The sequence below is a fragment of the Lactobacillus hamsteri DSM 5661 = JCM 6256 genome, from assembly GCF_000615445.1.
Taxonomy (GTDB): domain Bacteria; phylum Bacillota; class Bacilli; order Lactobacillales; family Lactobacillaceae; genus Lactobacillus; species Lactobacillus hamsteri.
On sequence record NZ_BALY01000021.1, the window covers coordinates 19,956 to 31,795 of the forward strand.

Below are 11,840 nucleotides of genomic sequence, written 5' to 3' on the forward strand. Positions count from 1 at the left end.
AAAATAAAGAGTTAGCAATTACTAACTCTTTTTCAATTTAATGGCATTTTTGACAATTATTTTTTAAAATATCGGCTACCTTTTCCATTTCTTCTTGAGAATCATCTGTTGTAGTTACATCTAATATTAATGCGATTGCTGCTTCTTTTGATAACCGTAGATGATAATTATTCTTTTTTAAAAATATTTTAGTAGCAACATAAGCCGTTCTTTTATTACCATCCGTAAAGATATGTTTTTTGGTAATCTTTTGAAGAATGAATGCTGCTTTTACCCATAAATTAGGATAAAGTTCATGACCAAACAGAATCATCTTAGGCTGTTCACTAACTATACTTAGCCCCTGCGGATACTGTAATACATCTTGCGATTCGCCAGTATATTCTAATACAGCCTTATTAATATAAATAAGATCACTTTCCGTTAAATACTTATATTTCATCTTATAAATCCTTTAACGCCCAAATTAAATCTTTATCTTCTTTCAAAACATCAGCAACCATATCTTTCGTTTCTTGAGATACCTCTGGAATTCTTTTAAAGGTAATAGACATTCCATCTGGAGATATTTCTTTAACCACTTGATCACCAGGCCTTACTTTAAAAATTGATGTATCTTTCTTAGTTAATCTTATTGCTTCCGAATTACCAGCTTTAAATATTTTTGATAATCCTTGTGTTTCTTTTTCTTTAATATAATCCATGAAATCACCCTTTTAATTGTAAGTACATTATAGCATATTGTAATTACGTATGAATAAAATTAACAAACATAAAAAGTAGACATACCTTTGTTAATCGACTTAATTAACTGTAATATCACCATTTGAAGTACTAATTTTCAAAGTATTAACATTTGTTTGATCTTCATTATAAGAATTCGTTATTTTCTTTCCTTTATAAAAAATTCTTCCATTTGAGGTAAAAAAATCATATCCCTTAGCATTAGCTTTTTCTACTCTAATATTTCCATTAGAAGCATCAATCTGAAACTCTTTTTTAGTAAGCAAATTTTTAATATTCACATTGCCATTTGAAGTATCAATATTACCGTTTTTTACACTTAACTTATCTGTAGAAATAGAACCATTTGATAGATCAATTGATAAACTATCTAATTCTTTTTCTGGCATTTCAATAGTTAATAATTGCTGTTCTTGCTTTTCATCAAAAATACTACCATTAATAATGATATTTTCACTTGGCGAATTAATACTTAATGTTTCATTTCTTACTACAATTACCGGTTTAATATCTTCTCTTCCCTTATAAGTTACACAATAATGGTCACCTATTTTAAACTTTACATTATCAGTAGTACTATCAATTTTTACATTTTTAAAAGCTGTTACTAAAATGGATTTTTCAATTATTTCTGTTTTCTTTTTATTCTCATCATTAAATTCGAGCCAAACACATCCCACAACCAATAAAATCAACAATCCAATTATCCCAATCATAATTCTTCCTTTTCTCATCTTTAATCCACATATTCTTTCAAATCGATAACTTGATCATATTTTTTCAATTCTTCAGGTTGGTAATGATGAATTACTTCAACAAAAGTTAAATCAGAATTTAATAAATATTCATGAATACTATCAGAAGTTTTCTTATCAAGTGAAGCATTAATTTCATCAAGTAAAAGTACTGAACGATTGGCTAAAATTGCTCTTGCCAACTCAATTCTGGCAAGTTGACCGCCTGACAATTGGTCGGCGTTCTCACCTAATGAGTAGTCAAAGCCTTTCTCTTCAACAATCTTTGTTAAATCTAACTTATCGCATACTTTTTTCACTTCTTCTTTAGAAATATTTGCACCTAAAGTAAGGTTGAACCATAAATTATCGGCAAAGATTACGGGAGCTTGACTAGCATATGCAAAAACATTTATAAAACTTCCAGCCTTTTCTTCCTTATTATTAAGTAAAATTTTCTTCGCATGACCATACTTTCCATTCATTAAAAATTGTAATAAGGTTGATTTGCCGACGCCTGAAGGACCAATAATTGCTGTTTTAGTACCTTTTTCAATTTTAAAATTAATTCCTTGGGCTAATTTTTGATCTTTTCTAATTAAAGTGAGATCTTCAACAATTATATCATCTGCATCAATCTGATCTTCTTGACTATCTTTTTCAGCTAAAGCTAGAAATTTATTTGACTTTTCAACGATTTTTTTAGTGGTTGAAAGGCGATTTCGATCTTCTAAAATAAGCAAAATTGGACTCACAAATGAATTAGCAAGCTGCACGATTGCAAAAAGTGCGCCTAAAGTTGTCATTCCTTTAACAACCATATAAATTCCAACTAAAAATGGAGCTAAGAAAGTAACTACATTTCCTAACAATTGAATCCACGAATTAGTATCAAGATTAAGCAAATTCATTTTCTGCAAAGCTGCTTCAAGTGAAATAATCTTTTGGGTATTCTTTTGAGCAGCATTTTCTTGCTTCTCATAAAGCTGCAAAGTTTCACTACCAGCTAAAAAATTCTTAGTCTGATTAACATATTTACTATTAGCCTTTGTCCACTTTTCTGAAGAATTTTGAATGACTTTTTGAAAAAGACCGGAAGCAAGCATTGGAACACAAGAACTAACTAGAAACATTAAAGTAATCAACCAATTCACCGTTAAAGCATAACTTAAAGCTAAAATTAGGCTAAAAATTTGCATCGTTATTTCAATTTGAGCATCAAAGCGATTAGTTTCAAGCAACTTGAAGTCATTAGTTAAAAAGCCTAAGCCGTCAATATTTTTATCAGGATCTTCTGCAAGCATCCCTTTGAAAATATTTTTCCGTAAATAAATATTAGTCTCCTTGATTGCATTAGTTTTTAAACGATTAAAAAGCAACCCCGCAAGAAAAGCAATAATAAAACCGCTAATGACAATTATTAAAAATTTGCCAACATTAGAATAATTTCTTTGTGTTGCTATATTAGTTAAAGTTTGAACCATATATGCAAGCAAAATTGCATTAAAATTTGAAATAAAACCTAACAAGACCATTAAGATAAATTTGAAATGATTTGAGTATTTATAAAGCATATTTTTCACTCCTCCACAGATGTTGTAGTAATTATGCCATGATATTTTTGGCTGAAAATGATATATTGCATATATGCAATATTAATTTAAGAGGCAAACATGAAATCATTAGGACCAAATTTTCAAAAATTAAGAAAAGAACAAAACATTACTTTAGCTGATGCAGCAAAAGGTATTTGCTCAACTTCAAATTTATCTCGTTGGGAAAACGGTAAAATTCAAATAAGTTTTGACAATGTACTTAATTTGATAAATCGAATTCATTTGACTCCAAATGAATTCATTAGTAATGCAGAAATCGATAATAGCGAAAATATTTCACTAGAAATGCGACAAGTTATAAATGATGAGGATACTGATAAGATGAAACAACTGATTGAAAAGTATCTTGATCTTTATCATCAAAAAAAGAGATTTTATGAATTATATTTAGCGGTCATTCTTTGTAACCAATATTTGATTATCAAAAATAAAAATTTATTACCTTTTCCCGATCAAATGCGTCTATATACGTATTTATCACAAATAAAAGTCTGGAGCACTTTTAATCTTTCATTCTTTGGCAATTGTGTTTTTATGATTAAGTCTGATCGTGTTTTTAGCATCGCAATGCAGATTTTGAACAATCAAAAATTAGTTTTAGAAGATTCTACTCATTACAATCTTGGCAACATGATGGGGGTTTTAAGTGATGCTACTCTTTCACTGATCTTTCGAAAAGATTTGAAACACGCAAAGAAGTTATTAGTAACACTTGATCAAGTTGATCTTCCTCAAGTGTTTAGCTTTTTCAAAATGACGATTGCATTTATGAAACGCATTATTAATTATATGAAAAACGACGATGAGAATTATGTTTTGAAATTTATTCAAAACACAATAGATTTGGGAATGAATGCAGCTGCTGATACCTTTTTAGACATATTTAAAAGAGTAAAAGAATTGCGCTAAAATATAACTATCAACTAACTTGAAAGGAAAACAAAATGAGCAATAAAAAGAATAAAATTAACAATATGGAAATTAAGACAAGAGTATTATTTTTCAGACCAAGCCAGTAATTACTTTAATTTAGAAAAGGAAAAAAGATGTCTGAAAATTTAATCGAAACTGTTGTCACAAAAAATGATTTAAAAGAAGCTTTCATTGAATTAGGAATTAAAAGCACAGATTCTTGCATAGTTCACACTGCTATGAGTAAATTTCAATTTTTACCTGGTGGCGCTGAAACGATTATCAATACGCTTGAAGAAACTTTATCTGATGGAACTTTGATGATGCCATCACAAGTGTCAACTAACTGTGATCCTGCAACTTGGGAATATCCACCTGTTCGCAAAGACTTAATTCAAGTAATTCGTGACTCAATGCCGCCATATAATCCTGAAACTTCTGCAACTGAAGGACTAGGACTCACTCCTGAATATTTTAGAAGTCTTCCTGACGTTGTAAGAAGCACGCATCCCTACTTGCCAATCGCTATTTGGGGTAAAAATGCTAAAAAAATTGCTAAAAAGCAACCTTTAAACATGCCGTATGGATTTAATAGTCCTCTCGATTATTTATACAAAAATAATGGTAAAACTATTTTTTTAGGGACAGATTATGAAACTTGCACTATGCTTCATTATGCTGAATCGACGATCCACCGCAAGATTGAGATTTATTCAGCTGCAACTGGAATCGATGAAAAAGGCAAGACTACTTGGACAAAATATGAAAATGTCGATTTAGATTCTTACGATGATTTCAATGAACTTGGTAAAGCTTTCGAAGCCAAATATCCCAATGAATTTAAATCACTTAAATTGAGCAAAGGTATTATCAAAGTAATTAATTTACGGCCTTTAATTGATTTTGCACGTGAGTGGTTTGATCAAAAAGATCGACAATATGGTAATGGAATAGACTAAAGCAAAAGAAGAAACTTATTTTTTAAGTTTCTTCTTTTTATTATTTTTTACTTTAATAGTATTTTCTACATTTGCTTCATTATTGGATTTATGTGTGGAGCATTTTTATCCGGTAGGTTAAAAACTAAAATTAAAACTATTAGTTTTACATGGATTTTATCTTCGATTCCTCTATTTTTAATGCTTATTTTTATTTCAAATTGGATAATTTTTTCGTTTTTAATTTTAATATTTGGATTTTTAACAAGCCTTCAAAATATTCTTTCTGAATCAATGATTCAAATTACTAGTAACGATGAATATTTAGGTCACGTTTTGACAACTATTCGTACAGGCACTTCAATTGGCGGACCCATTAGTTCAATAATAGGTGGTCTTCTTGACTATTCAGGATACGAAATATTAATTTTAATTTGTGCATTATTTGTAATATGCGGTGGAATTAATATGTTATTTTCAAAATAAAAACTCTTACCTACTTTTTTATGTAGATAAGAGTCTTTTGTTTTTTCAACAGAAAAACATTTTTGTTGAAGATGCATTATGGGCTCGACGATTGTATAGTCGGCTTTTTTTCTTTACTCATACTACAGCAAGTTACAAGCTAATCAATAAATTAATACAAGAACACACATTAACAATTTTCGTTAATCTATTAATTGTTTAATTCGTTTATGTACCATAGCATAAGTACTATCAGTTAATATTTCACCAGAATATTCAGTCTTTCTCTTTTTAAAAGAAAAGGTAAAAATTTGTAAAGGATTAATAAACCCTTCTATATTCTTAGAAGATTTTATTGGAATAAAGAAATCTTTTAATCTATTATTTGCCGCATGTGTAATTGGAGCTACCAACACAAGCCCCGTTAATTCCGAATATATTTTTGTACTTAAAACAACTGCTGGATGTCTACCACGTATTTCTTCACCTACTGAAGGAAGAAAGTTTATCCAAATAATATCCTGCCTATCGGTATATAATTAGATTTCATCTTTTTCAACCCCAGCATCTATAAATCCTGTATCATCATCGTCATACTTTCCGTATTTTTCCAATGTTTTTGTTGTATTAAACGGATTATCAGTTACTGGTAAAAATGTAATTGCACCTTCTCTGCCTTCATATACATCAAATTCTTTACTGGTAACTTTAATACCTTTAGGTACAGTTAATACATTTGAACTTCCAACTTTTCTAATTTTTACAGTCATTAGAATACCCTTTCTATAAATCCTTCCGCTCGCTTATATATATAAAGTATATATTGAAATGTGGAAATATTCAATTTATATATTTTCAAAAAAGTGTCTGGAAAAAACTCTCCACAAAATAAAAGGTTAATTTTTACCAGACACTCTTCTTTAATTTTTAAATTTTATTATATATGTGAAAACATATTTAAAAATTTCTGCTACTTTTCCTTATCAGTCAAAGTCAAATCGCTTTTATCTGAAATCCAGCTATAAATTGGTAAATCAAGCTTACCGTTGTCACCAATTTTTTCCATTACTTTTTCCATAAAGAATTCTTGCCAATTCTTAGTTGGTTTAACGCCTGGATTTTGCAACTGTGGGATCAACCAACCATTAGCCAAAGGCTTAATCGGATTCAAACCAATTACCATACCGATCATATAATTAGAAAAATCAAAGCTACCTTCAACAACAATCCACTTAGGATTCTTCATTAATTCAGGTTGCAACTGCATTAACATTTCAGGTGGAATCTTGCCCTCTGTAACCATCATTCTGCCCTTGATTGGACCATGCTTTTGCTCAAAGTTTTGCAAAACACCTTTCATGAATAACTTTTGGCCTAATTCATCAAACTTCTTTTCATCTTTTAGCATTGAAAAATCTCCTCATAAAGAAATAAACTAGCTACTATTCAGTGTACCAAAAAAGTTATTCTAATCGTTAGAATTTCCACTTATTCTAAAAAAGAGGAGCAAAATTCTTGCTCTTCCTTTTTCGATATATTCTTATTCCATAAATTGACGGAAACTAAATGAATAACCTTGGTTGTAATTTGGATCATAATTTGCTGCGCGATCTGGATATTCTCCAGCATCACCCCAGTATAAATATTGATCTTTTCCAGAAATCTTAAAGTAAAGTTGTGGATCACTTAAGCTATTATCATAAATAGTCTTACTCAACTTCACCTTCGTACCAGCTTTAAGTATCTTTGAAGTTTCCTTAAACTTACTATTATAAATAGTTAATTGTCTTGGAAGTGTTACAGTAATTGGACCTTTGTTGAACAAAATCATACCGTTAGCAGTGATAACATTTGCCGCTTTAATATAGCCGCCATTACCAATAGCAAAGTAATCTTGGCCCTTAATCTTCTTTGTAGCAAAAGTTGATTTTGCCGTACTTGAATTCTTATTATTCTTATAGAAATAATATTGACTTGAGCTAGTAGCATCCCTTACTTTGCTTGTAGTAGTAACAACAGACTCCTTTAAAAGTTTACTTTGACCATTAAAGTTTTTAATTCTCTTGCCATTTTTATCATAAATGTAAGTATTGCTGTTCAATGTTAAAATTGATTTGCCATTCATTTGACTTACATAAGATGCGCGAATATAAGCATTTGTTCCAATCCGGAAGTAAGCTTGTGGAAGATAATATGAAGTTTTTCCAACATATCTAAAAGGAGTGTGTGCTTTAATATAAGCCTTACCACTACGATAGCTCTTCAACCTCTTGCCGTTTACATCATACACATAGGAATTACGAACTAAGCTTACCGTTTCAGTTTTAGGATTAAATGAGCCTAAATTCTTTTGCTTAATATAACCATTATCACCTAAGCTAACATAATTGCTTCCATTAATAGTTACAGGTGGAAATGGATTTTCAATATTATACTTTTGTCCCTTTAAAATTACAGGTTTACCATAAAACTTAAGAGTTGTATCACCGTTAATTTTCTTATAATTTGTAATTTCCTTACCATTACTGTTGTAGACCGGAATTGGCAATGCGGAACCAGTATAATCAATATTCTTAACTAATTTAATTTTTCCTTGTTGTGAAGTAGCCGCTTTAACTGTCATCGTTGAAGCTGAATCGATATTGTTTACGTTACTAATTACAGGCGCAACAGCCAATGTTAAAGCAACAGAGCAAATTGTAATTTTCTTTAAATTCATAATTTTTACCTCAAAAAATCTTTTTGTTAATTATATCAATTGATTATGAAATTGTATTTCTTTTTAACCTATCCATTTTTGATAGATTATTCTTACTTAATTTCTTCAATAATTTTATTTATCTTGGGTGCAATCAAACTTTCCTCCAATTTCATATCAATGGGTTTATAAGTTTCATCAATGCATTCATCCCAATATTCGTTATGCTTTTTATCAATATAATTTTCTGATTCTTCTACTGATTGTCCACCTTCACCTTGAATAGAATACCAGTAAAAATACATATATCCATCTGTAGCTTTTTCAGCAAAAACAGTTTCAACGTACATTTTCTCAGCCGCCATTGTTCCCACTGTGTCTTCATGATGACTATTAAGAAAATCCATCCATTCCTGTGCTTTATCTTCTTTGCCTTTTTTAATTCTGAAACGTGTTAATTCAACTCTAGTCATAATTATTACCTTATTCTACCTTTTCATTCATTGTATCTCTCCATATTATTAAGCACATTTTAATATATAATTAATTTTTATGCTATAATGATCTCAACTTTTTACATAGGAGATGTATTCTAAGTGTTTAATCAAAGCACCTTAGGTTTAAGCTTGCGACTGAATTTTTTCTTATCAGCCGTTAAGCTATACTTAAGGCTGATCCCCAACTTTTTCTGAAAGTTTGGGGTTTGTTAGCTAAATTTATATAGATATCTTTTCCCTAAACTTTCAGAGTACTATTGAGTATTAACGAAAAGGAACGGGAAAATGTCAAAAAATTTAATCCAAAAAGAAAATCTTAATATTAGAAATTTACTAATTGGAAGAGTTGCCACAAATATTGCTGATTCACTCTTTTACATGACAATTTTGTGGTTTTTTAAAACTAAATTTCACTCACCAATAGTTTTGTCATTAATATTTATTGCTGATTCAACTATTGACATGTTGGCTTTTTTATTTGGGCCATTAATTGATCGCACATATATCAAGAAATTGTTAAATGTTACAACGATTGGTCAGATTGTTTTATCGATTATAGCGACCATTTTGTTTTTTACAAAAAGTCATCATAGTCTGATTGTTATATTTTTGTTGGCAATATATGTTTTATCAACCATCGGTTCAACTTTAATCTACCCTGCTGAAGAAAAGATTTTACCAGCACTTGTTACTAAAGACAGATTAAGCAAAGTAAACGGGATTTTTCAAATGACCTATCAAACTTTAGATTTGTTTCTTGATGCTTTAGCAACATTATTAATAACTTATCTTTCTTTAAACGGCACGATGATTATTTCTGCTTTTACCTTTTCAATTGCATTGACCTTTTATGTGAAATTACTTTTGCCTAAAAAATTATTAATTCCTAAAAATAAGGATTTTTTTACTAATAATTACTGGCAAGATTTAATGAAAGGTTGGAATATTTTAAAAAATGAAGGCAAAATTCTAATTTTGATCATCCCTTTTGCGGTAACTAATCTATTCTATGGAATTGCATCTGTAGGATTACCATATTTTGCTAGTAAATATTTAACTAATTCTGCAATTGGTTATGGTGGGTTAGAACTAACTTCTTCTATTGGTGGTTTACTTGGCAGCCTATTAGTTCAACAATTTTCTTTTGGTAAGAAAAAATTAGAAAAATGGGTCACTATTTGTTTATTTTTTTCAGGCATTTCAGTGATTTTGGAAGCAATTATCGCAAATTTTGTACCATTTTTGCTTATTATTTTTGCCTTAAGCAGTGCACTCTGGATAAGTATGATGAATATTAATTTCGAAGTATTGGTTCAAGAAAGTTTTAATCCACATATTTTAGGTAGAATTGAGACAATTAACAGTAGCATTATCAATTGTATGATTCCAATTGGTTCATTTTTAGGTGGAATTATTGTACAAAATTTGGGAAGTAATTGGACTATAGCTCTAGAAGGTATCGCAGAGGTTATAACCTCAATCTTTTATTTTTTCATTTTTAATAGATAAAAATAAGGAGTTAGCTAACGCTAGCTCCTTATTTATGCTTATTTTTAAATAACTTATCATGCGATCCCACTCGAACTCCAATAAGAATGAGACGTTTTCTTTGCTTTTTATAGATAACTATTACATCATTCTTTTCTGATGCACGAATTCCTTTTGGTGTATCACGAATATGAAATTCTCTATAACCTTGAAATTTACGCTGTAATTCATGATCATCATATTCATCAGGTAATTTTTCACCATCTATTAAAATATCTATCACACTTTTGATTTCGAGCCTAATACTCTTATCTATTTTAGAAAGATAATTCAAATCTTTAGTAAATGTATCTCTAGGCTTAAAAATATATTTACTCATATTTTTTATTTCCAGTATTCTTCATAATCACTGCCTGTTAATTCAGGATCATTATCTGGAATTACTCCCTCTTCTTTTAACTTATCCATTGCAATTGCATATTCTACAGATTTTTTATCAGCAAAGGCAGCCTTTTCTAACCAATCTAATTTCTCCTGTGATAAAACAGCAACTCCTCTTTGCCTAGATCTTGCAATATAAATAGTTTCACCATCATCATTAACACGATCTAAATAATCTTTTAGATGTGATCTAAAATCACTTTGAGTAGCTACTAAAGCCATAATTATCACAACCTTTCGTACTTAATATTGTACATTATTTTGTTACATTTTAGAAATATAGAAGCTTAAAAAGCGTCAAATATCTTAAGTTGTCTGCTATACTAAATTCTTACCGCCTTTTCATAAAATACTTTTAACATTTTTAATTTTTTAATACCCAGCCTACATATATGAATAATAAACAATCCAAAAGCAGTGCGATTAATCCGCCTAATACAATAGCAACAATGAAATTCATTCTATGTTTTGCAAAAAACACTCCAAGGACATCAATTAAAATCAATCCCCAAATGCTAATTAAAAAATTATCAAACTTTTTCCAACCTAAAAATGGAATAAGCAACATTATCGGTACTGAAATTGTTAAAATAATCATCAAAATTTTAGTTTGCTTTTTTGAAAAGCTATTACTATATTCTTCAGTTCTTTTAATAATCCAATCTTTCAAATATTTGCCTCAAGTAAACTTAAATATTATTAGCTTATTTTTATTATTTATCTAAGCGAAAAACTTCAAATTCATCTTCAATTTTTAAATATTTAAAATTACAACGTTCTGCAACATGCTGACTTGCTGAGTTATCAACTTTTGCTCGCAAAATTAAGTAATTCAATTTTAATTGCGTAAAAGCATATTTAGACAACAAGTTTAAACTTTTAGTCATTATTCCTAAATGCTGTGCGTCGGATGAAAGCCAATATCCAACTTCTCCAGATTCTTGAGTAATGTTATGTAAGTCTATCATCCCTTTAGCTTGCCCATCAACAAAGATTGTTAAGTTAAAAGCAGTACCATCCAGCATTTTTTTGAGAAACATTTTAATTGATTCAACTTCTTTGTTCACTGAATCTACTTTATTTGCCCAAGTTAACCACTTTGATAATTGAGTTTGATTTTTTCTTAATTCATCAAATAAGGCTTCAGCTTGCCATACTTCAGGTAAAACTAATTTTATTTCATGACCTTTGGCGTTAAAAGTAAATAATGTAAAAGTCTCCATACATTTTCCTTCTTACTTTGTTGAATATTTTAATCATAACAATAAAAAATACAATATTTTTCGATAAAAAAGATCGGCCATTTG

The 11,840-nt window shown here is 29.5% G+C and carries 17 protein-coding genes; 4 read left to right on the forward strand and 13 right to left on the reverse strand.

The annotated features are described in order from the left end of the window. Positions 1-37: 37 nt before the first annotated feature. The 4 genes from JCM6256_RS06260 to JCM6256_RS06275 all read right to left on the reverse strand — a co-directional run bounded on the left by JCM6256_RS06260 (position 38) and on the right by JCM6256_RS06275 (position 3,052). Complete coding sequence (locus tag JCM6256_RS06260) at positions 38-442, reverse strand: type II toxin-antitoxin system death-on-curing family toxin (protein ID WP_025080892.1); 405 nt, start codon at positions 440-442, stop codon at positions 38-40. Between the two features lies 1 nt (position 443). Next, positions 444-704 (reverse strand): hypothetical protein, encoded by a 261-nt coding sequence (locus JCM6256_RS06265; protein WP_025080893.1) that lies wholly within the window; start codon positions 702-704, stop codon positions 444-446. Between the two features lie 99 nt (positions 705-803). Then, positions 804-1,478 (reverse strand): DUF4097 family beta strand repeat-containing protein, encoded by a 675-nt coding sequence (locus tag JCM6256_RS06270; RefSeq protein WP_051545886.1) that lies wholly within the window; start codon positions 1,476-1,478, stop codon positions 804-806. A gap of 2 nt (positions 1,479-1,480) precedes the next feature. Further along, positions 1,481-3,052, reverse strand: a complete 1,572-nt coding sequence (locus tag JCM6256_RS06275; RefSeq protein WP_025080895.1) for an ATP-binding cassette domain-containing protein — start codon at positions 3,050-3,052, stop codon at positions 1,481-1,483. Between the two features lie 99 nt (positions 3,053-3,151). Here JCM6256_RS06275 and JCM6256_RS06280 point away from each other — a divergent pair, with 99 nt between their 5' ends. From JCM6256_RS06280 to JCM6256_RS10610, 3 genes are all read left to right on the forward strand, one after another. Continuing rightward, a complete protein-coding gene (locus JCM6256_RS06280) occupies positions 3,152-4,003 on the forward strand; it encodes a helix-turn-helix domain-containing protein (protein WP_025080896.1) in 852 nt (283 codons plus the stop codon). 137 nt (positions 4,004-4,140) lie between these two features. Further along, positions 4,141-4,965, forward strand: coding sequence for an AAC(3) family N-acetyltransferase (locus JCM6256_RS06285; protein WP_025080897.1), 825 nt, complete (start codon positions 4,141-4,143; stop codon positions 4,963-4,965). 69 nt (positions 4,966-5,034) lie between these two features. Then, positions 5,035-5,430, forward strand: coding sequence for an MFS transporter (locus tag JCM6256_RS10610; protein WP_269079371.1), 396 nt, complete (start codon positions 5,035-5,037; stop codon positions 5,428-5,430). Positions 5,431-5,612: 182 nt separating this feature from the next. On the opposite strand, the gene JCM6256_RS09975 is transcribed toward JCM6256_RS10610, so the two are convergent. From JCM6256_RS09975 to JCM6256_RS06315, 5 genes are all read right to left on the reverse strand, one after another. Further along, positions 5,613-5,927, reverse strand: coding sequence for a type II toxin-antitoxin system PemK/MazF family toxin (locus tag JCM6256_RS09975; RefSeq protein WP_155833173.1), 315 nt, complete (start codon positions 5,925-5,927; stop codon positions 5,613-5,615). Positions 5,928-5,948: 21 nt separating this feature from the next. Then, entirely contained in the window at positions 5,949-6,179 is a 231-nt protein-coding gene (locus tag JCM6256_RS10395; protein ID WP_025080900.1) for a hypothetical protein, read from the reverse strand. Positions 6,180-6,379: 200 nt separating this feature from the next. After that, positions 6,380-6,817: a hypothetical protein gene (locus tag JCM6256_RS06305; RefSeq protein ID WP_025080901.1), complete on the reverse strand. Its 438-nt coding sequence runs from the start codon at positions 6,815-6,817 to the stop codon at positions 6,380-6,382. Between the two features lie 132 nt (positions 6,818-6,949). Further along, positions 6,950-8,128 (reverse strand): SLAP domain-containing protein, encoded by a 1,179-nt coding sequence (locus JCM6256_RS06310; RefSeq protein WP_025080902.1) that lies wholly within the window; start codon positions 8,126-8,128, stop codon positions 6,950-6,952. 92 nt (positions 8,129-8,220) lie between these two features. After that, positions 8,221-8,580, reverse strand: coding sequence for a DUF6176 family protein (locus tag JCM6256_RS06315; protein ID WP_025080903.1), 360 nt, complete (start codon positions 8,578-8,580; stop codon positions 8,221-8,223). Between the two features lie 309 nt (positions 8,581-8,889). Between JCM6256_RS06315 and JCM6256_RS06320 the strand changes: the two genes are divergently transcribed. Continuing rightward, the gene (locus JCM6256_RS06320) at positions 8,890-10,113 is read left to right on the forward strand and encodes an MFS transporter (RefSeq protein ID WP_025080904.1); all 1,224 of its coding nucleotides are present in this window, start codon (positions 8,890-8,892) and stop codon (positions 10,111-10,113) included. Positions 10,114-10,141: 28 nt separating this feature from the next. On the opposite strand, the gene JCM6256_RS06325 is transcribed toward JCM6256_RS06320, so the two are convergent. The 4 genes from JCM6256_RS06325 to JCM6256_RS06340 form a co-directional block, all read right to left on the reverse strand. Further along, the gene (locus JCM6256_RS06325; protein ID WP_025080905.1) at positions 10,142-10,471 is read right to left on the reverse strand and encodes a type II toxin-antitoxin system YafQ family toxin; all 330 of its coding nucleotides are present in this window, start codon (positions 10,469-10,471) and stop codon (positions 10,142-10,144) included. A gap of 5 nt (positions 10,472-10,476) precedes the next feature. Then, a complete protein-coding gene (locus JCM6256_RS06330) occupies positions 10,477-10,755 on the reverse strand; it encodes a type II toxin-antitoxin system Phd/YefM family antitoxin (RefSeq protein WP_025080906.1) in 279 nt (92 codons plus the stop codon). A gap of 142 nt (positions 10,756-10,897) precedes the next feature. Then, positions 10,898-11,203 carry a hypothetical protein gene (locus tag JCM6256_RS06335; RefSeq protein WP_025080907.1) on the reverse strand — a complete coding sequence of 102 codons (306 nt, stop codon included), beginning with the start codon at positions 11,201-11,203 and terminating at the stop codon, positions 10,898-10,900. Between the two features lie 43 nt (positions 11,204-11,246). Then, positions 11,247-11,756 (reverse strand): GNAT family N-acetyltransferase, encoded by a 510-nt coding sequence (locus tag JCM6256_RS06340; RefSeq protein ID WP_025080908.1) that lies wholly within the window; start codon positions 11,754-11,756, stop codon positions 11,247-11,249. Positions 11,757-11,840: the final 84 nt, after the last annotated feature.